We start from the raw sequence: 20,423 nt of genomic DNA, 5'->3' as shown, positions 1-20,423 counted from the left end.
TGCGCTGCCCGCTTTGCCCGCGCAGGAGCGGCTTCAGCCGCGACCGGGCCTTACCGGTAATGCCTGGTCGCGGCTGAAGCCGCTCCTGCGCGAGCGCGTCCAGCGTTCGCGGGCTAGCGTGGCGGCTGCGCGCCGCCGCCCACCCAGCCCTCGACCTCGCCCGGCGCGAACGGGCCGAGCTTCTGCCTGACGATGCGGCCGTCGGCGTCGATCAGCACGCTGTACGGCAGCAGGCCCTGGGTGTCGCCCAGGCGCACGCTGGCGTCGGCCGGGCCAGGCGTCTCCAGCGCGATCGGGTAGCCGATCGGCACCTGCTGCAGGAAGGCGCGCACGTCCTCGGCGCGGTCCAGGGCGATGCCCAGCACCTGCAGGCCGTCGCTCGGTTGCGCGCGCGCCAGCCGGTCCAGTTCCGGCATCTCGCGCACGCACGGTTCGCACCAGCTCGCCCACACGTTGACCAGCAGTGGCCGGCCGCGGAATTGCGCCAGGGTCAGGTGGCCGCCGTCGAGCGTGGGCAGGCGCAGCGCCGGGGCGGGATCGCCCGGGCGCGCCGCGGCGACCGGCGGCGCTGCCGCATGGCCGCTGGCCGTGGCGGACGTTGCCGGGGCCATCGCCGGCGTCCGCCGTTCCCACCAGTGCGCCGCCGCCACGCCGAGCACCGCCGCCACCGCGGCGACCGCCAGCAGGCGCCGCGTGCCGGGAGTCATCGCGCCGCGCGCAGCAGGGCGTCCTCGACCACCGCCTGGCTCAGCACCGGCGGCAGCACCGTCGGCGGCGCGCCCGGGCCATAGACCACGTACAGCGGCACGCCCACCGCCTTGTGCTCGGCGAGGAAGGCGCTGATGCGCGGATCCTCGTTGGTCCAGTCGCCCTTCATGTACACCGCGTCCACCCGCTTGATGGTGTCGCGGAACGCATCGCTGTCGAACACGTTGCGCTCGTTGGCCTTGCAGGTGACGCACCAGTCGGCGGTCATGTTGACGAACACCACGCGGTTGTCGGTGCGCAGGCGGTCGAGCATCTGCGGCGAATAGGCCACGGTGTTGCGCTCGACGCTGGCGCTGGGCGGCGGCAGCCGGGTCACGCCCCAGGCCGGCAGCAGGGCGGCCAGCAGCAGCACGGCGGCCAGGCGCATGCCGGTCTTGTGGTCGCGCCAGCGCGCGCGCTCGAACCACCAAAGGCCCAGCGCCAGCAGAGTGGCTCCGATCAGCAGCAGCGCCACCGCGTCCACGCCGCGCTGCTTGCCCAGCACCCACAGCAGCCAGATCGCGCTCAGGTACATCGGGAACGCCAGCACCTGCTTGAGCGTCTCCATCCACGCGCCCGGCTTGGGCAGGCGCCTGGCCAGCGACGGCACGAAGCCGATCAGCAGGAACGGCAGCGCCAGGCCCAGGCCCAGGGTCAGGAACACCAGCATCGCCGCCGCCGCCGGCGCGGTCAGCGCATAGCCCAGCGCCGGGCCCATGAACGGGCCGATGCAGGCGCTGGACACCACGCAGGCCAGCACGCCGGTGAAGAAGTCGCCGACCGGGCCGCTGCGCGTGGACAGCGACTGGCCGACGCCACCCAGGTTGGCGCTGAGGGTGAACACGCCCGACAGGCTCAGCCCGACCACGAACATCAGGTACACCAGCACCGCGACGAAGCCCGGACGCTGCAACTGGAAGCCCCACAGCAGCCGCGCGGCCACGGCGATGCCGCCGATCACGGCGAAGGAAGCGAGCACGCCCAGCGTGTACCACAGCGCATGGCTGCGGGCGCGGCCGCGGCTTTCGCCGCTCTGCGCCAGGCCCAGCACCTTCAGCGACAGGATCGGCAGCACGCACGGCAGCAGGTTCAGCAGCAGCCCGCCGCCGAGCGCCAGCAGCAGGATCCACAGCAGGTTCTGCGTGGCCGGCGGCGGTGCGGCGCTGCGCGCGGCGTTGTGCGCCGAGGCGTCCGGCGTCGCCGGCGGGGCATCGGCGGCCGTGGCCGCGGCCGCGTCGTCGGCATCGGCCTGGCGGCTGTCCAGCGGGGTCACCAGCAGCGGGCTGACCTCGGCCTGGTCGGCCGGGGTGACGGTGCCCTTGGGCAGCGCCAGCTTCACCCGTCGGGTCATCGGCGGGTAGCAGATGCCGTCGGTCTGGCAGCCCTGGAAGGTCGCCACCAGGGTCGCGGCGGCGGCATCGGCGCGCTGGCGCTGCAGCGGCACGGTGACCTCGGTCTGGTCGAAGTACACCACCACCTTGCCGAAGTGTTCGTCCTGGTGCGAGCTGCCCTGCGGCCAGCGCGGCATGCCGGTGCGGATGCCGGGCGCGCCCTCCAGCGCCAGCGCGGTACGGTCGCGGTAGAGGTAGTAGCCGGGTGCCGGGGTGAAGCGCAGCAACAGGGTGTTGCCGTCGTTGGCGATGGCTTCGAAATGGAACGCCTGGTCCGACGGCAGCGGCAGACCCTGCACCGCAGCGGCGCCGGGGCCGGGACCGAACAGCGGCTTGGCCCCGTTGCCCGCGCCCGGGCCGTTGCCCGGCAGCCCGCCCGTCGCCGCCGGCGGCGGCAGCGCCGACGCCGGCGCGGCATCGGCGGAGGCCGTGGCGGCCGGCAGGGTCACCTCGAGCAGGCGCTTCTGCGGCGGATAGCACACGCCGGCATCGGCGCAGCCCTGGTAGCGCACCTCGACCTGCACGCGGTCGGTGCCGGGGTCGGCGATGCCGCTCTGCACCGCGTTCAAGGCGTCGCGGTAGGTCTCCACCTCGCCGAAGTACGGGTCGGTCTTCTTGTGGCCGGCCGGCAACTGCAGGGTCGGGTTGGGCTTGAAGCCGCCGATCACCTTGACCGCGATGCGGTGCCGGTACAGGTAGTAGCCCTTGGCGATGTCCCAGTGCAGCGCGATGCGGCCGCGTTCGGGCGCCTGCGCGCTGAGCGCGAAGGCCTGGTCCACCGGCAGCAAGTCCTTTTCGCTGATCGCCAGGGCGGGGAAGGCGGCCACGGCCAGCAGGCACAGGGCGGCGAGGCGGTGCAGCAGGGTCATCGGCTTACGGTTCCTCACGGGTTTCGGCATGCACCCATTGCAGGTAGGCCGGCAGGCCGCCGGCGACCTCGAGTTCGACCAGTTCGGGGACCTCGTAGGGGTGCAACGCGCACAGCCGCTGCCGCAGGGCGGGCAGGCGGTCGGCGGCGGTCTTGATCAGCAGCAGCACTTCCTCGCCGTGTTCCACCTCGCCTTGCCAGCGGTAGGTGGACTGCACGCCGGGCAGGCGGCTGACGCAGGCGGCCAGGCGCTCGTCGACCAGCGCCTGGGCGATCCGCGCGGCGCTGGCCGGGTCGGGGCAGGTGCTGAGCAGCAAGCGGAGGGCGGGCGCGGACATGCGGCCGACAGTATAGGGATGCCGGCCGCGCTTTGGCGGCGCCGGTCCGTGGCCGGCCGCCGCGAATCCCCAATCCCTAATCCCTAATCCCTAATCCCCGCCCGCTGCAGCCGCAGCGGGCGAGGTGACACGGCTCAGTTGAGCAACTGGCAACTGGCGGGCTTGGCGGAAGTGAACAGCGACGAGGTCGCCCACTCCGGGTGGTCGATGAACGGGTTGCGGTTGCCCTGGAAGCTGTAGATCACCTCGTTGCGGGCGCGCTCGGCATCGTCCGGCGGGTCCTGCTGGCTCCACGCGATCAGCGTCGACAGCAGGCCCATGTAGGCCGGCGAGGACGAGGTCTTGACGATCTTGCTGCGGTCGTCGGTCAGCTCCAGGTCCGGCTCGGATTGCCCGGTCTTGGCATCGACCCCGCCTTCATAGCGGATCGCCATGTACATCACCGCACGCGCCATGTCGCCCTTGCGATGGTCCCACACCTCGAAGGTGCCGCTGTTGCCATCCGGGGTGCGCACCCAGTTGGAGTTGCCCGGGTAGCGGCCGCTGCCGCCGCCGAAGCCGGCGTTGGCCTCGGTGGCGCGCTCGCCGCAGTTGCTGTCGCACTTGGCGTAGGGCTTGTTGCCGCGGTCGGCGTTCCAGGTGGCGTCGGTCAGGTACAGCATGTGGGTGTCGGTGTACGGCGCGTACGGCAGGCCCTTGTCGCCGGTGGAGGTGCCGAAGCCCAGCGAGTTCGGCCAGCTATGCTCGCGGTTGTACTTCAGGCCGCTGCCGCTGCCCGCGCGGTCGGTGCCCTTGGCGTAGCTGCGGTTGCGGTAGGCGTCGAGCACGCGCTGGCTGTTGTTCGGATCCTCGTCGGCGATCTCCAGGATGGCCCAGGTGTCGGTGCCGGAGCTGCTGCTGTACGGATAGACGGTGTGGCCCTTGATCGTCTCGTGCAGCGAGCAGCGCAACTGGCTGGGGCTGGAGGTGTTGACGTGCGAATAGTAGGTGCCGGCGCCGCTGCCGCCGCCCGAGCCGCTGGCCACGGTGAAGGCGACGCTGCGGTCCTGCGCCGGGTGCGCGCCGTCGGCATCGCTGACGCGCGCGGCGACGATGCTCAGGGTGCAGCTCTCGCCGGCTTTCAGCGCGGTGTTGGTGGACAGCGCGAACTGGGTGCCGCTGCCGGGATAGGTCAGCGCCACGCTGCCGGACTGCTGGCAGCTCAGGCCGAACGCGCCGCTGGCCAGGCTCACCGCCTCGCTGAAGGTCACCGCCAGGTCGCCGGCGGCGGGGAAGTCGGTGGCGCCCTGGGTCGGGGTGGTGGCGGTCACCGTCGGCGCGGCATTGCTGCCGCCGCCGGCGAAGGTCTGGCCGTTGTTGCAGGCGCCGAAGGTGCTGGTGGCGCTGTCGCTCCAGCTGAAATCGGCCGCGGCGCTGCCGTTGCCGCGCAGTTGCAGCGAGGTGCCGGCCGGAGTGCTGTTGCTCTCGCTGACCGGCAGGTTCTGGCTGGTCATGCCCGCGGCGGGGCCGCCGCCGCCGGTGATGGCGCCCTCGTAGCTGAGGAACTGCACCACCTTGCCGTTGCCGTCGACCAGCGCCAGGCCGTCGTTGGGCCCGTTCTGGATGCCGTTGCTGGCATAGCTGACGGTGGCGATGCGCACCTGCCCGCCGCAGCTGACCAGGTTGCCGGCCGGCACCGCGCTGTTGGCGTAGACGGTGGCCGAGCCGGGGGTGCTGCCGTTGTACAGGTAGACGCGGTAGCCGCTCAGGCTCTCCCCGGCGGTGGCGACGATCTCCACGCCTTCGCCGGTGTCGCCGGCGGCGGTGGCATCGTCGTAATGCAATTCGTTGATGAACACGGCGGCCTGGGCCGGCCCGGCAAGGGCGAGCAGGCAGGCCAGCGGCAGCGCAACGGCGGATGGCTTCATCGACAACTCCTTTTGGTGATGGATCCCCCCCTGGGTCCGCGGCCAGCCTAGCCTGCCTCTGTGACACAGTGACGGAATTCGGTCACTGCTTGGCACCGAATGCACGGCGCCGGCAAAAATTTTTTGCCCCTGGCCCTTGAAAGCCCCCGCCACGGCACTACATCTGGCGCATCCCGGCGCTACCGGGTTTTTTCGCGAGCGTTGCTGGCAGTCGTCATGCGCGAGTGCTAACATCGCCGGCCTTTCCTAGACCAATCAATCACTTAAGAGGTCTCACTCAATGAGCATCAAGCCGCTTCACGACCGCGTCGTAGTCAAGCCGATCGAAGCCGACGAAATCTCCGCCGGCGGCATCGTGATCCCGGATTCGGCCAAGGAAAAGTCCACCAAGGGTGAAGTCGTGGCCGTCGGCGCCGGCAAGCCGCTGGACAACGGCAGCGTGCGCGCCCCGGCGCTGAAGGTCGGCGACAAGGTCATCTACGGCCAGTACGCCGGTTCCAGCTACAAGGCCGAAGGCGTCGAGTACAAGGTGCTGCGCGAAGACGACGTTCTGGCGATCGTCGGCTAACAGCGCCGCCGATCGCGGGAATCGGGAATGGTGAATCGGGAATCGGCAAGGCGCCTTCGTCGCCCGCGATTTCCATCCGTCCCGACCGCCCGCTCTTGATCTGCCTATTCCCTGTTCTCCATTCCCTATTCCCGAGGTAACTCAACATGGCTGCCAAAGATATCCGTTTCGGTGAAGACGCCCGTTCGCGCATGGTGCGCGGCGTCAACATCCTCGCCAATGCCGTCAAGGCCACCCTGGGCCCGAAGGGCCGCAACGTCGTGCTCGAGAAGAGCTTCGGCGCCCCGACCATCACCAAGGACGGCGTCTCCGTCGCCAAGGAAATCGAACTGGCCGACAAGTTCGAGAACATGGGCGCGCAGATGGTGAAGGAAGTCGCGTCCAAGACCTCCGACAACGCCGGCGACGGCACCACCACCGCCACCGTGCTGGCGCAGGCGCTGATCCGCGAAGGCTCCAAGGCGGTCGCCGCCGGCATGAACCCGATGGACCTCAAGCGCGGCATCGACAAGGCCGTCGTGGCTGCCGTGGCCGAGCTGAAGAAGATCAGCAAGCCCACCGCCGACGACAAGGCCATCGCCCAGGTCGGCACCATCTCCGCCAACTCCGACGAGTCGATCGGCAACATCATTGCCGACGCGATGAAGAAGGTCGGCAAGGAAGGCGTGATCACGGTCGAGGAAGGCTCGGGCCTGGAGAACGAGCTGGACGTGGTCGAGGGCATGCAGTTCGACCGCGGCTATCTGTCGCCGTACTTCATCAACAACCAGCAGAGCCAGCAGGCCGACCTGGACGATCCGTTCGTGCTGCTGCACGACAAGAAGATCTCCAACGTGCGTGACCTGCTGCCGGTGCTGGAAGGCGTGGCCAAGGCCGGCAAGCCGCTGCTGATCGTCGCCGAGGAAGTGGAAGGCGAGGCGCTGGCGACCCTGGTGGTCAACACCATCCGCGGCATCGTCAAGGTCGTGGCGGTCAAGGCCCCGGGCTTCGGCGACCGTCGCAAGGCGATGCTGGAAGACATGGCCGTGCTGACCGGCGGCACCGTGATCTCCGAGGAAGTGGGCCTGGCGCTGGAGAAGGCGACCATCAAGGACCTGGGCCGCGCCAAGAAGGTGCAGGTCTCCAAGGAGAACACCACCATCATCGATGGCGCCGGCGACACCTCGGCGATCGAGTCGCGCATCAAGCAGATCAAGGCGCAGATCGAAGAGACTTCTTCGGACTACGACCGCGAGAAGCTGCAGGAGCGCGTGGCCAAGCTCGCCGGCGGCGTGGCGGTGATCAAGGTCGGTGCCTCCACCGAGATCGAGATGAAGGAAAAGAAGGCGCGCGTCGAAGACGCCCTGCACGCGACCCGTGCGGCGGTGGAAGAGGGCGTGGTCCCGGGCGGCGGCGTGGCGCTGGTGCGCGCGCTGAGCGCGATCGGCGAGCTGAAGGGCGCCAATGAAGATCAGACCCACGGCATCCAGATCGCGCTGCGCGCGATGGAAGCGCCGCTGCGCGAGATCGTCACCAACGCCGGCGAAGAGCCGTCCGTGATCCTCAACAAGGTCAAGGAAGGCAGCGGCAACTTCGGCTACAACGCCGCCAACGGCGAGTTCGGCGACATGGTCGAGTTCGGCATCCTGGATCCGACCAAGGTGACCCGTTCGGCGCTGCAGAACGCCGCCTCGATCGCCGGCCTGATGATCACCACCGAAGCGATGGTGGCCGAGGCCCCGAAGAAGGAAGAGCCGGCCGCTCCGGGCGGCATGGGCGGCGGCATGGGCGGCATGGGCGGCATGGATTTCTGATCCAGCCGGCCTCGGCCGACCGTTCCACGCAGTCGAAAGGAGCCCCGCAGCGATGCGGGGCTCTTTTTTTGTGCCGTTTCGCGTGCTGCGGGCAGGCGAGCGCCAACGGCGGCACCCCGCCGGTCATGCCGGTTGCATGCCGATGCGTTATAAGCTGTCCACGCACTTCCACACCTCGGACTCCATGGCCACCCCGGCCAGCCACATCGATCAGCATCGGCTGGACCAGCACCGGCCAGCCTTGCATCGCTTTCTGTTCCGGCGCACCGGCGACTGGTCGCTGGCCGAGGACCTGGTGCAGGAGACCTTCCTGCGCCTGGTCGTCTACGCGCGCGAGCATGTGGTGACCGACATGGCCGCGCTGGCCCGTTCCATCGCGCTGAATCTGCTCAACGACCACATGCGTCGGCGCCAGCGCCAGCGCACCGAACCGATCAGCGACGACCTGCCCAGTCCTGCCCTGGGTGTGGAGGAGGCTGCGATGCAACGTGAGCGTATAGAGTGTTTCGCCCGTGCGTTGCAGGGCATGCCGCCACTGCGCCGCGAGGTGTTCGTGCGCTGCCGGCTGCGCGGGCAGAGCTACCGCGAGATCGCCCAGGCGCTGGGCTTGAGCGAAGGTGCGGTGGAAAAGCATGTCAGTCGCGCGCTGCGCTGGCTGCAGGATGCGGTGGCGCGCAACGATGCCACGCTTCCGCTGGCCGGTGTCCCTGCGGTTGCCCGGGGCGCGCTGCCGAGCCCCGGGCAGGACGGAGAATCATGAGTCTGGAACACCTTTTTCCGCGACATCCTTCTGGTCAATCGCCCGCCGATGCGGCGGACTGGGTGGCGCGCAAGCTCGCTGGCGAGGGGGTCGACCCGCCTGGGTTGCAGCAGTGGCTGGACGCAGATCCCGCGCATCGCGCCGAGTTCGACGCGCTGTGGGCGCTGGCGCACGAGCCGGCGCTGCTGCAGGCCCTGGCCGGCGTGGCGTTGCCGACGGCCGCGCCGCACGTCGCCCCCGTGCGCACGCCGCGACGGCGCTGGCCTGTGGCGGTGGGGCTGGCCGCCAGCCTGGCGTTGCTGGCGGTGCTGCTGTGGCCGTGGTTGCGTCCAGACCCGGCCCCGCTGGTGGTCGCCACCGCGCCCGGCCAGATGCGGGTGCTGCATCTGGACGACGGCTCGGTGCTCACCCTCAACGGTGCCAGCCGCGTGCGCGTGCAGTTGCGCGCGCACCGTCGGGAGGTCGCGCTCGAAGCCGGGGAAGCGTTCTTCGATGTGGCGCACGATGCGCGTCGCCCATTCGAGGTCACGCTCGGCGCGACGCGGGTCCGCGTGCTGGGCACCGTGTTCAATCTGGCCCGCGATGGCGCGATCAGCGAACTGTCGGTGTATTCGGGACGGGTGGAAATCGTCAGCGGCCGCGCGCACCGGGTGCTGGCCCAGGGCATGCGCATCGAGGCCGCCCCCGCCGGGCTCGGCACGCTCGCCCGCTTCGATCCAGGCGCCGGCGACTGGCGCGAAGGCTGGCTGCAGACCGCCGGCATTCCGCTGTCGCGGCTGGTGGAGCGGCTCAACCGGCGCTCGCCGCGACCGATCGCCATCGCCGATCCGGCGGTGGGCGCGCTGCAGGTGTCCGGGCGCTTCCGCCTGGACCAGCCGGAGCAGACCCTGGCGCACCTGGCGCGGCTGTATCCGCTGCGGATCCAGCGCACTGCAACGGGCATCACGCTCGCAAAGGACACGCCCGCACGCCGCTAGCGTGCCGTCCACTCCGCTTCGGCGGGTCATAAAAATTTCATGCGATCGGGCTGTCGGGAAGCGCATGCCGCGACGTCTTTGCTGTCGGAGCCAACGCTCCGACAGCGGCCGCCGCGCCCCCGCGCGACGGCGTCGTTCCCCGATCCGCCTCTGAAAAGGATTCCCCATGAACAGGCAATTCCAGCGCAAGGCCATGCCGCTGATGGTCGCCAACGTGCTCGCCCTGACCATCGCCGTCTGCATCGCGACGCCAGCGCAGGCGCAGTATTACAACGTCATCGACAGCGGCACCACGCAGCGGTTGCTCGACGCCTTCCAGCAACGCACCGTTTCCACCACCGATGGCACCTTGCGCGATAGCGCGCCGGTCATCGTCGCTGCGCATCGCGGCGTGGTGGACCGCACGCATCCGGAGAATACTGTCGAGGCCGCGATCAACACGATGAACTACGGCATCGAGGCGATCGAGCTGGACGTGTACGAAACCAGCGATTACGTCCCGTATCTGATGCACGACAAAAGCCTGAAGCGGATGCTGTTGCGCAACGAATATTCGGATATCTACCGATGGCAGAAGGAGGCTGGCGGCGATACGACGCTGAAGACGCCGACGTGGTCGGACATCTCTTCGACGCCGATCTGCGACAACCATGCCGATGGGTACGGGTACACCAACGACCACCAGGTCTGCGACGACATCAACATCAGGCCGGCTTCGCTCGACGCGACGATGCTCGCGCTGTACGCGGACAGCTACACCGGCCTGATCTTCCTGGACCTGCGCCAGACGGAGAACGTCCGTGACACGGCCGCATGGCTTTTGCACACCATCAATACCGTCAACGACCCGGGTTATGAGCTTTGGTTGGCGGAGCACGTGGTGCTCAAGTTCCAGACGCTTTTGTTCAATGGTCCGTCCGATTACGCCAAGCAGACGCAAGACTACTACCACAGCCGCTATCCGGACGACCAAGCCATCGGCAACACCGACGTCTCGCTGTTGTACGTGCAACCGGTCTACACGACCAACGGCGCGGCGTCGAAGGGCTCCGGCGCCTCGCCATGGGCGATCAACGACTACAGCGCTTGGTGGAACTGGTTCCAGCAAAGCACGCCGACCAGCCTGCTGCCGCCGGAACTGAGCCTGAAGGCGGCCGGGGCGATCCTCAACTACGGCCAGGACGACCTGTTCACCTCGCTGTGGCAAAAGGGCCTGAATCTGGGCGTGTACGTGCCCGAGCGTCTGTGCACGCTGAGTTCGCCCAGCGGCGCGGCGTCCAATCTCAGCGGCGACGCCGGCACCATCTGGGAAGGCGGGGTGTGCGGGCCGCTGGTGCCGCCGATGCAGCCGGCCGAATGCGGCAGCGCCAGCACCACCCAGTTCGACCGCGCCGGCGGCGGTTGTACCGACCACCGGCCGTTCCGCGAGTGGTGGCACGACACCGCCAAGTTCGGCTTCCTGATCACCGACAAGCCGGTGGAGACCATCCAGTACCTGGCGCAGTTCCCCGGCCAGCGTCCCGGCACCAAGGGCATCAACGGCGTCAACCTCAGCGCGCTGCCGCCGCTGGTGGTGGCGGCCGACGGCAGCGGTACCTACACCACCATCGGCGCGGCGCTGGCGGCGATGCCCGCCAGCGGCGGCCTGATCCAGATCCGGCCGGGCGTGTATCACGAGAAACTCAACGTCACCCAGGCCAATGTCGGCTTCCTCGGCACCGGGGCCGATGCCTCGCAGGTGGTCATCACCAACAACGATTCGGCGACCACCATCAACGCGGCCAGCGGCAAGCCGCTCGGCACCTCGGGCAGCTCCACGCTGACGGTCAGCGGCTCGGATTTCTACGCGGCCAACCTGACCATCCAGAACACCGCCGATTACGAGGCGCCCGGACTGGAGAACAACGCGCAGGCGGTGGCGCTGCTGTCGCGCGGCGATCGCGCCGTGTATCGCGCGGTGCGCGTGCTCGGCGGGCAGGACACGCTGTACGTGACCAACGGCCAGCGCGCCTACTTCGACAACTGCTACGTCGAAGGCTATGTCGACTACATCTTCGGCAACGGCAAGGCGGTGTTCGACAACAGCATCGTCAAGACCAAGATCCACAGCGACCTCGGCGGCGAAGCCACCATCACCGCACAGTCGCGCGGCAGCGCCAGCGAGGACAACGGCTTCGTGTTCAACAACACGCAGCTGCTGTTCGACAGCCCGTACATGAACAACGTGTGGCTGGGACGGCCGTGGGGGCAGTATTCCACCGTGTACTTCCTGCACACCAAGCTCGGCAGCCAGGTGCGCAACGCAGGCTGGATCGAATTCATCCCGCTGTCGACCGACGCCGGCGGGACCAACAATCTGCCGACCTCCACCTACCGCGAATACGATTCCAGTATCCAGAACGCCGCCGGCACCTGGGGCAGCTTCGACATCGGCCTGCGCGAGAGCACTTCGCCGAAGAGCAACGTGCCGCTGAGCGACGGCGAAGCGGCGGCGCTGGCCGCCGACGTGTACCTGGCCGGCAGCGACGGCTGGCAGCCGAGCAAGGTGGTCTACGGCAGCACCACCGGGCAGACCCTGCCGTTGCCCGCGATCGCGGTCGGCCCGCCGGCGTCGCCGACGATCGCCTCCACCACGGCCGGCAACCACAACGTGCAGGTCAGCTGGGGCGGGCAACCGGCCAATCCGGTCGAACAAGGCTACATCCTCACCGCCAAGCAGGGATCGAGCACGTTCGGGCCGATCACCCTGCCGCCGACCGCGACCTCCGGCTATGTCGATGGCCTGGACAACGGCACGCCGGCCACGGTCAGCGTGGTCGAGTTCAACGCCCAGGGCAACAGCGCCGCCTCGGTGTCGGCGTCGGTGACGCCGGTCGCGCACGATCCCACGGCACCGTCCAGCATCCATGTCGATGTCACCCGCAGCACCGCCACGGTGACCTTCTCGATCACGGACCAGGGCAGCACGCCGGTGTACGGCGGCAATGTCGCCCATGCCGGCGTGTACACCGCGCTGTACGCCAGCCAGAACGACGCCTATGCCGGCACCGCGATTTCCGGGACCAGCAGCGGTTTCACCACGCCGTCGTGGACTTTCAACAACCTCAGTCCGAACACCACCTACTGGGTGTCGTTGCGAGCCTACAACGGCAACTGGAGCCCGACGGCGTACGCCTCGTTCAAGACCTCGCCGTAAGCGGCTGACCGCCGTCCGCGTTGCGCCGCCGAGCGGCGGCGCAACGCGCAGGCCCGATCGGGCCGCCGCCGTGCCGGGTGCCAGTGCGCCCGGCAATCGTCCTGGCGACCCGCGCGATCGCGCAGGCGATGGCGGCAATCGGAACGCAAGTGCGATGGGCGTCTCGCGACGACTTGCGACGCGTCACAAAAATTTCACGAAATCCGGTGTCGGAATTGCTGTCGTGCGGCGTCTTTGTTGTCGCCACGCCACGTTGGCAATTCGACAGACCCACGCTCATGCCACCCCGTACTCCGCTGCATCGTTGCGCCCAACTTCCTCGCGCCACCGCATTGGCCGTCGCCCTGGTCACCGCGATGGCGACGCTGCCGCTCGCCGCTCAGGCCGCTGCGCCCGTGGCGATGCCGGCTGCCGCCGCGACATTGCCGCCTGGCGACCTTGGCGAGACCTTGAATGCGTTCTCGCGCGCCACCGGCCTGCAAGTGATCGCCGACCCGAACCTGCTGCGCGGCAAGCGCAGCCCCGGCGGCAACGTCACCGGCGACGCGCAGCAGGTCCTGGCCCGGTTGCTGCAAGGCACCGGTCTGGCGTTCCGCGTGGACGGCGATACGGTGATCGTGCAGGCCAACGGCAGCGCCGCAGCCAGCCCGATCGCTGCGAGCAACGGCGCGGCCGGGGCGATCGATCTGGACCGGATCGTGGTCACCGGCACCGCCACCCAGCAGCCCAAGTTCGCCGCGCCGTATGCGATCTCCACGGTCGACTCGGAAGCGATCGCGCGCCAGGCGCCGCGCAGCATGGTCGACATGCTGCGCTCGGTACCTGGCGTCACCGTCGAGAATTCCGGTGGCGAGGCCGGCGGCGAGAACGTGGTGATCCGCGGCCTGCCGTGGTCGGGTTTCCGCCTGCTCGACGTGCAGGAGGACGGCCTGCCGCTGTTCGAATCCAACTACGAGCGCCAGCTGCAGATCGATGAGGTGTACCGGCTGGACCTGGGCACCCAGGACGCGGAGATCGTGCGCGGCGGCACCGCGCCGATCTACAGCAACAATGCCGCCGGCGGCGTGCTCAACTTCATCACCAACCACGGCACCGACACCGCCAAGGGCGCGGTCAAGCTGACCGGCGGTTCGAACGCGCTGGGCCGCATCGACGCCACCACCTCCGGGCCGGTCGAGGGCAACGACAACCTGCTGTATGCGGTCAGCGGCTTCTACCGGCAGAGCGACGGCCTGCGCGATCCGGGCTTCGGCAACGGCAACCAAGGTGGGCAGATCAAGGTCGGCGGCACCTACAAGTTCGATTTCGGCAAGCTCTTCGCCGACTTCAAATACCTCAACGACCGCGGCGTGTTCTACAGCGCGATCCCGCTGGCCGATCCGCGCAACGGCGATTCGCTGGCCGACCTGATCGACCCGTCCACCGGCACGCTCGTCAGCGACAGCTTCCGCAACGTGCGCATCCGCACGCTGGACGGCAACGGCGGCAACCGCGTGGAGACGCGCGACCTGGCCGATGGCGTGCATCCGGTCACCCGCACCCTGACCGTGGGCGGCGACACCGAGTTCGCCAACGGCTGGCGGCTCAGCGACAAGGCGCGCTATGTCGATGGCGACGTGGGCTTCAACGCGCTGTTCAACGGGTCTCCGGTGGACGCGGCCAGCGCGCTCAGCAGCCGCCTGGCCGCCGCGCGCGCCGCGTTCCCGGGCACCGCCTCGCTGCGTTACGTGCTGGCCGGCACCAACACCCCATTCGATCCGGCCTCCACCGCCGGCCTGACCATGATCAACACCTGGTCGAGCACGCAGACCCACTACAGCGACTTCGTCAACGACCTGCGCCTGGGACGGCTGTTCGAGATGTCCGGCGGCAGCAGCCACGACGTGTCGCTGGGCCTGAGCTTCAGCCACTTCACCTTGCGCCAGCAGCAGATCGGCAATGCGCTGCTGACCGACGTCAAGAGCAATCCCGACGCGCTCGACATCCAGGCCCTGAACGCGGCCGGGCAGGTACTCGGCAACGTCACCGAGAACGGCTTCACCAGCTACGGCAGCGGCGACCTGATCGGCGATAGCCACGGCACCGCCACCGCGCTGTATGCCGCCGATACCTGGAAGCTCAACGATGCGCTGGAAGTGGATGCCGGCGTGCGCCGGGTGTGGCGCCGCGAGGACGGCAACCGCGGCGTGATCGGCACCCAGACCATCGCCACGAGCGGTCCGCTGGCCGCGCGCACCGTCACCGGCCTGGTCGGCAGCGTGCCCTACAGCAAGGACATGGCCGGCACCTCGTGGACGCTGGGCGCCTCCTATAAGTTCACCGAGCCGTTCAACGTGTTCGCGCGCTACACCGAGAGCTTCAGCTTCCCGCGCTTGAGCGAGCAATGGGGCAACGTGGTCAACGGCGTCGGCGGGCGCATGCCCGACGGCAGCGCCACGCCGGTGACCCCGATCCGCCAGGCCGAACTCGGCGTGAAGTACGCCACGCGCCCGCTGGAACTGGTGCTGATTGGCTTCTACAGCGATTTCAGGAAACTCAATTCGAGCACCTATGTCGCCAACGCCAACGGCCTGCTGGTCAACGTGCCGCTGATGATCGACACGCGCACCAAGGGCGTGGAGTTCGAGGGTACGTGGCGGCCGCTGGGCGGGTTCGAGCTGACCGGCTCGGTGACCCTGCAGGATCCGCGCATCAGCGGCGCCGACACCTTCAGCGGCCTGTCCGGTGCCGCGCTGGTCGACAACGAGATTCCGCGCGTGCCCAAGTACAGCTGGTCGCTGCAACCGAGCTACCGCTTCCAGGTCGGTGGGGTGGATGCGCGCGCCTACGCCACCTGGTTCGGCATCGGCCGGCGCTTCCAGGACTTCACCAACGCCAGCGTGCTGCCGGCCTATCGCACCCTGGACCTGGGCCTGCATCTGCAGCTCGACGCCAACCTCAGCGCGCAACTGCTGTGCACCAACGTCACCGATGCGCACGGCCTCACCGAAGGCAATGCGCGCGCGCCCGGCGTGTCCGGCGACCTGGTGCAGGCGGACGCGACCGTGGGCCGGCCGATCTTCGGCCGCAGCTACGTCGCCTCGCTGCAATGGGCGTGGTGACACGCGCCCTGAGTCGCACGTGGGTCGCCGCCAGCGCGCGGCGATGCCACGTGCGCATGTTTCGTTGATCGCCAGGACTTTTCGATGACGCTTCCGCATTTCACCCGCCGTCGCTTCCTCGGCGGCCTCGGCACCGCGCTCGCCTCCAGCATGCTGCCGCTCCCCGGCTGGGCGCAGCGCGCCGCCGCCACGCCTTCGGCCTCGGTCGATCGCATCCGCGAACCGCTCGGCGGCTGGATCCCGGGCATGCTCGACATCCACCACATCGGCACCGGCCGCGGCAATGCGACGCTGATCGTCTGCCCCGACGGCACCGCGATGATGATCGACGCCGGCGCCATCGACGGCCTGGACAAGTACCTGATCGACGAGCTGCCCAACGCCAGCCGCCGCCCGGGCGAGTGGGTCGGCCGCTACGCGCGCCGGCATCTGGCGCAGGCGGGGCGGCATGAACTCGACGAGTTCATCCTCACCCACTTCCACCGCGACCATATGGGCGAATGCCTGCCGGACACGCCGCTGGCGCCGGGTGGGCACTACGCCCTGACCGGCGTGACCGACGTGGCGCAACTGCTACCGATCCGCCGCTACCTCGACCGCGGCTACCCGGACTATGCGTTTCCGCAAGCGCTGGACGATCCCAACCAGCGCAACTACCGCGCCTTCATCCAGCAGGAGCGCGCCCGCGGCGCGCAGGTCGAGCGCTTCCGTGCCGGTGCCGCCGACCAACTGCGGCTGCGGCGCGACGCCGCGGCCTATCCCGGCTTCGCCATCCGCAACCTGGTGGTCAATGGCGAGGTCTGGACTGGCGATGGCGAGCGCACGCGCGCACTGTTCCCGCCCGGCGCCGTGCCGACGGAGAACCAGTGCTCGGCGGCGCTGCGCCTGCAGTATGGCGCGTTCACCTACTACAGCGGCGGCGATCTCTCCAACAGCATCAACTACTACGACGAGGACCCCTGGCGCGATGTGGAAACGCCGGTGGCGCAGGTGACCGGTGCGGTCGACGTGGCGGTGGCCAACCATCACGCCTATGCCGACGCGATGGGCCCGGCCTGCGTGCGCGCATTGCGCCCGCGTGCGTTCGTCATCCTCACCAACGACTCGGCGCACCCCTCGGTGTCGCCGCTGGAGAACATGCTCAGCGAACGCCTGTACCCGGGCCCGCGCGACATCTACGCCACCGCGATGAAGCCGGAGAATATCGTCGCCAACAAGCGCATCCGCGAGATGACCAGCACCAATGGCCACGTGGTGGTGCGGGTCGCGCCGGGCGGCGCGCAGTACCGCATCGTGGTCACCGACAACAGCGACGAGTCGGACACGGTGCTGGCCGTGCATGGTCCGTATGCCAGCGGGCGCCACGCCACGCAGGAGCCATCGCCCGCCTGAGCGGGGCCGCCGTGTCCCGCCGCGGCGATGCGGCACGATTCCGCGCGCGATGCGGCGAATCGCGCATAACCGACAAGCGTCTACGCGCGATGCGTGGCAGCGTGTTGACAGCGGGTGTCGGCGCCATGCAGGTTAGGGCGCACGGGCGCAGGGGAAACTGCACGCCCGCATGTTCGTTTTCTTCTGTGCGTCGCGACCGGCGCAGGGTGGCGTGTGCCTGCGGCATGCGCGCACGGTCGTGGGCGCGGCGCAGCGAAGGGGACGCCGGACGTCGTGCGTGCACGGCGTCGCTTTCATCCGCTGCAGAGGACACCGCATGCCACGTCGCCCACTCACCACCCTCGCGTTCGGCATCGTGCTGGCGCTGTACGGCGCCAGCGAGGCGCGCGCGCAGGATGCCGACACCGCCGCGCCCAAGGCCGCCGCCACCGACCTGGGCCAGGTCGTGGTCACCGGCTCGCGGATCAAGCGCTCGGAAGTGGAGGGCGCCGAACCGGTGCTGACGATCAGTGCGCAGCAGATCCAGCAGGAAGGCTTCCTCACCGTCTACGACGTGCTCAGCACGCTCAACCAGCAGGGCAGCGTCGAGGCCGACACCAAGTACGGCTCGCACACGCCCAACGCCTCGCCGGTGAGCCTGCGCGACCTCGGGCCCGGGCGCACGCTGCTGCTGGTCAACGGCCACCGCGTCGCCGACTACCCGCAGCCCTACGCCGGCGAGAGCAACTTCGCCAACTACGCCAACATCCCGTCCGCGGCGGTGGAACGCATCGAGATCCTCACCGGCGGCGCGTCGGCCATCTACGGCTCGGACGCGGTCGCCGGCGTCATCAACGTGATCCTCAAGCAGGGCTACGAAGGCAACCAGGTGCGCCTGCGCGGCGGCACCGCCACCGCCGGCGGGCGCGACGTGGTCGACCTGTCCTGGGTCGGCGGGCGCAGCGGCGACAAGTGGAACCTGACCTACGCGCTGCAGTGGACCCGGCGCGATCCGCTCTCGGTCGGCGAGCGGCCGAAGATGGACGACCAGGACGACGAGTCCTACAGCAACTGGACCGCGCAGGCGCGCAAGTACGGCTTCAATCCGTTCACCGGACTGAGCCTGGTCGACGCCGGCAACAACACGCGCCTGGCGCCGCCCAGCGGCACCTGTGCACGCTTCGGCGGCCAGTTCATCGATGCGCAGCGGCTGAGCTACGACTACAACAGCGACACCGTGCGCAACCTCGGCGGTTACTGCGGCATGGCCCACGACTACGCCGACTGGCTGGCCGCCAGCGGCGGCGACAGCGGCTCGGCGTATCTGTACGGCACCTTCGACTTCGACAACGGCGTGCAGGCCTGGAGCACGCTGTCCACGACCAGGAGCGTGGGCTACTGGACCTACGACCCGCCCTACGTCTACCTCGGCCCGTTCCACGACACCGGCAGCGACCGCGACCTGTACGCGATCCGCCAGCTCACCCGCTTCGAATCCGGCGGCTGGAAGAACCTGGCCAACACCACCAGGGAACTGTCCTGGGACCTGAGCGCCGGCCTCAAGGGCCGCCTTGCCGATCGCTTCGACTGGGAAGTGGCGGTGGGCCGCGCGCGCTACACCGTGGACGAATACGTGCGTACCGTGGACACGCAGAAGGCCACCGCCTACTTCCTCGGCCCGCAACTGGGCAGCACCGCCGACGGCACGCCGATCTACGATCTCAACGAGGAACGCTGGTACCAGCCGCTGACCGGCGCGCAGTACAACGACCTGGCGGTGAAGGCGCACAACCGCGCCGATTCCTGGGTCAACCAGGCCAGCGCCAACATCACCGGCGAATTGCTGCAGGGCTGGGCCGGGCCGATCAAGTTCGCCGCGGTCGGCGAAGTGGCCAAGCAGGGTTACCGGCTGTCGCCCGATCCCTGCGCCAACACCTGCTATCCGCTGGACGTGGTCGACTACGGCGGCGGCGAGCGCCTGCGCTACTCCGGCGGCATCGAGTTCGACGTGCCGCTGCTGTCCACGCTCAACGCCAGCCTGGCCGCGCGTCACGACCGCTACGGCGACTATCGCGCCTATGGCAGCGACCTCGGCGCGGCGATCGGCACCCAGCGCGACACCACCTGGAGTGCCGGCCTGGAGTGGCGGCCGCTGAGCACGCTGCTGCTGCGCGGCAGCGTCGCCACCAGTTTCCGCGCCCCGGACATGCACTACGTGCTCGGCGAGCCCAGCTCCACCCAGCAGACCGTGATCGACCAGTACCGCTGCATCCAGAAGGGCTACTACCTCACCGGCGGCTGCAGCGCCGAGAACAGCGACGTGTTCTACCTGATGCAGGTCAACCGCCGCGGCACCCCGGACCTGGAATCGGAGCATGGCCGCTCGGTCACCGCCGGCTTCGTCTGGGACATCGCCGAGGGCCTGTCGCTGACCGCGGACTACTACAAGATCCGGTTGCAGGACATGATCAAGGATCTCAACCGCGACGAGGTGCTCAGCGCCGAAGCAGGCTGCCGCACCGGCCTGACCACGGCCGGCGGCGTGTGGGTCAATCCCGGCGGCGCCGAATACTGCGCCCGCATCCTCTCGCGCGTGTCGCGCGATGCCGACGGCCGCGTCACCGGCATCGAGCAGGGACCGATCAACATCGCGCAGATGCACGTGTCCGGCGTCGATGCCTCGCTGAAATACCGGCTCAACACCGCGCGCTGGGGCAACTTCAGTTTCGCCCTGGATTACAACAACCTGATCGGCTACCACGAGCAGACCTACCGCACCGACGACGACAAGAACCTGCGCGACCAGAAGATCCGCAGCAAGCTGCGCGGCAGCGTGCACTGGGAGAACGGCGGCCCGCTGGACCTGACCGTGTACGCCAAGCGCTTCGGCTCCACCCAGGCGGTGAACTGGGGCACCTGCACCCGCTTCGACGACGGCTACCAGCCCAGCCCCTCCGACGCCTGCCGCGTCACCGACAGCGGCAACCGCCACTTCGGCGAGAGCACCACGCGCTACTTCGGCCGTGTCGGCCCGGCGCTGTACTGGAACCTCACCGCCGGCTACCGCATCGCCCCGAAGATGAAGGTCAACCTGTACATCAACAACGTGCTCGACACCGTCGGCTACGACAACAAGGAGCGCTACTACGGCTACCAGTTCTACAACACCACCCTGTACGACGCGATCGGCCGCGAGGTGGCGATGGAATATGTGCTGGATTTCTGAGAGGCCGGGATTCGGGAGTGGGATTCGGGATTGGGCTTGCTCAGCGCTGAAGTCGACGCAGCGCTACGCAACATGCGGCAGGAACGCGCTTCAGCCCCTCTCCCGCCGGGAGAGGGGTTGGGGTGAGGGTCCGTAGCGCGCAGCGCCGCGCAAGAACGCATAGGCGTGTGCTTGTGGAGA

12 protein-coding genes are annotated in these 20,423 nt (G+C 68.9%); 8 read left to right on the top strand and 4 right to left on the bottom strand.

Going from position 1 to position 20,423, the window contains the following annotated elements; all coding sequences use genetic code 11:
* Nucleotides 1-113: 113 nt before the first annotated feature.
* The 4 genes from J7357_RS03635 to J7357_RS03620 all read right to left on the bottom strand — a co-directional run bounded on the left by J7357_RS03635 (nucleotide 114) and on the right by J7357_RS03620 (nucleotide 5,251).
* Nucleotides 114-707: a TlpA disulfide reductase family protein gene (locus tag J7357_RS03635; RefSeq protein WP_209244925.1), complete on the bottom strand. Its 594-nt coding sequence runs from the start codon at nucleotides 705-707 to the stop codon at nucleotides 114-116.
* Nucleotides 704-3,007, bottom strand: coding sequence for a protein-disulfide reductase DsbD (locus J7357_RS03630; RefSeq protein WP_209244924.1), 2,304 nt, complete (start codon nucleotides 3,005-3,007; stop codon nucleotides 704-706). Before J7357_RS03630 ends, J7357_RS03635 begins: the two co-directional genes overlap by 4 nt.
* Nucleotides 3,008-3,011: 4 nt before the next feature.
* On the bottom strand, nucleotides 3,012-3,344 hold the full coding sequence (gene cutA / locus J7357_RS03625; protein ID WP_010340977.1) for a divalent-cation tolerance protein CutA: 333 nt from the start codon (nucleotides 3,342-3,344) through the stop codon (nucleotides 3,012-3,014).
* A 134-nt stretch (nucleotides 3,345-3,478) separates the two neighbouring features.
* A complete protein-coding gene (locus tag J7357_RS03620; RefSeq protein ID WP_209244923.1) occupies nucleotides 3,479-5,251 on the bottom strand; it encodes an endonuclease in 1,773 nt (590 codons plus the stop codon).
* A gap of 280 nt (nucleotides 5,252-5,531) precedes the next feature.
* Here J7357_RS03620 and J7357_RS03615 point away from each other — a divergent pair, with 280 nt between their 5' ends.
* The 8 genes from J7357_RS03615 (at nucleotide 5,532) to J7357_RS03580 (ending at nucleotide 20,243) form a co-directional block, all read left to right on the top strand.
* Nucleotides 5,532-5,819 carry a co-chaperone GroES gene (locus J7357_RS03615; RefSeq protein ID WP_010340979.1) on the top strand — a complete coding sequence of 96 codons (288 nt, stop codon included), beginning with the start codon at nucleotides 5,532-5,534 and terminating at the stop codon, nucleotides 5,817-5,819.
* Nucleotides 5,820-5,965: 146 nt separating this feature from the next.
* Nucleotides 5,966-7,612: a chaperonin GroEL gene (gene groL / locus J7357_RS03610; protein ID WP_010340980.1), complete on the top strand. Its 1,647-nt coding sequence runs from the start codon at nucleotides 5,966-5,968 to the stop codon at nucleotides 7,610-7,612.
* Nucleotides 7,613-7,664: 52 nt separating this feature from the next.
* Nucleotides 7,665-8,372 carry an RNA polymerase sigma factor gene (locus J7357_RS03605; protein ID WP_209244922.1) on the top strand — a complete coding sequence of 236 codons (708 nt, stop codon included), beginning with the start codon at nucleotides 7,665-7,667 and terminating at the stop codon, nucleotides 8,370-8,372.
* Complete coding sequence (locus J7357_RS03600) at nucleotides 8,369-9,349, top strand: FecR domain-containing protein (RefSeq protein ID WP_209244921.1); 981 nt, start codon at nucleotides 8,369-8,371, stop codon at nucleotides 9,347-9,349. Before J7357_RS03605 ends, J7357_RS03600 begins: the two co-directional genes overlap by 4 nt.
* Before the next feature lie 166 nt (nucleotides 9,350-9,515).
* Entirely contained in the window at nucleotides 9,516-12,545 is a 3,030-nt protein-coding gene (locus J7357_RS03595) for a pectinesterase family protein (protein ID WP_209244920.1), read from the top strand.
* Between the two features lie 332 nt (nucleotides 12,546-12,877).
* Nucleotides 12,878-15,646 carry a TonB-dependent receptor gene (locus J7357_RS03590; protein WP_209244919.1) on the top strand — a complete coding sequence of 923 codons (2,769 nt, stop codon included), beginning with the start codon at nucleotides 12,878-12,880 and terminating at the stop codon, nucleotides 15,644-15,646.
* Nucleotides 15,647-15,730: 84 nt separating this feature from the next.
* A complete protein-coding gene (locus tag J7357_RS03585; protein ID WP_209244918.1) occupies nucleotides 15,731-17,038 on the top strand; it encodes a hypothetical protein in 1,308 nt (435 codons plus the stop codon).
* Between the two features lie 316 nt (nucleotides 17,039-17,354).
* Nucleotides 17,355-20,243, top strand: coding sequence for a TonB-dependent receptor (locus tag J7357_RS03580; RefSeq protein WP_244667249.1), 2,889 nt, complete (start codon nucleotides 17,355-17,357; stop codon nucleotides 20,241-20,243).
* The last annotated feature ends 180 nt before the right edge of the window (nucleotides 20,244-20,423 follow it).

Origin of the sequence: Xanthomonas sp. D-109, from assembly GCF_017746095.1 — a bacterium.
GTDB classification, from domain to species: domain Bacteria; phylum Pseudomonadota; class Gammaproteobacteria; order Xanthomonadales; family Xanthomonadaceae; genus Xanthomonas_A; species Xanthomonas_A sacchari.
The sequence above is the reverse complement of the archived record's forward strand: the minus strand, read 5'-3'. Positions and strand labels throughout refer to the sequence as shown.

Coding starts and splice junctions, on each gene's coding strand:
- J7357_RS03605 (WP_209244922.1), top strand. CDS start 7,665: ATGCGGGGCTCTTTTTTTGTGCCGTTTCGCGTGCTGCGGGCAGGCGAG.
- groL (WP_010340980.1), top strand. CDS start 5,966: ATGGCTGCCAAAGATATCCGTTTCGGTGAAGACGCCCGTTCGCGCATG.
- J7357_RS03600 (WP_209244921.1), top strand. CDS start 8,369: ATGAGTCTGGAACACCTTTTTCCGCGACATCCTTCTGGTCAATCGCCC.
- J7357_RS03615 (WP_010340979.1), top strand. CDS start 5,532: ATGAGCATCAAGCCGCTTCACGACCGCGTCGTAGTCAAGCCGATCGAA.
- J7357_RS03595 (WP_209244920.1), top strand. CDS start 9,516: ATGAACAGGCAATTCCAGCGCAAGGCCATGCCGCTGATGGTCGCCAAC.
- J7357_RS03580 (WP_244667249.1), top strand. CDS start 17,355: ATGCCACGTCGCCCACTCACCACCCTCGCGTTCGGCATCGTGCTGGCG.
- J7357_RS03620 (WP_209244923.1), bottom strand. CDS start 5,251: ATGAAGCCATCCGCCGTTGCGCTGCCGCTGGCCTGCCTGCTCGCCCTT.
- cutA (WP_010340977.1), bottom strand. CDS start 3,344: ATGTCCGCGCCCGCCCTCCGCTTGCTGCTCAGCACCTGCCCCGACCCG.
- J7357_RS03635 (WP_209244925.1), bottom strand. CDS start 707: ATGACTCCCGGCACGCGGCGCCTGCTGGCGGTCGCCGCGGTGGCGGCG.
- J7357_RS03630 (WP_209244924.1), bottom strand. CDS start 3,007: ATGACCCTGCTGCACCGCCTCGCCGCCCTGTGCCTGCTGGCCGTGGCC.
- J7357_RS03585 (WP_209244918.1), top strand. CDS start 15,731: ATGACGCTTCCGCATTTCACCCGCCGTCGCTTCCTCGGCGGCCTCGGC.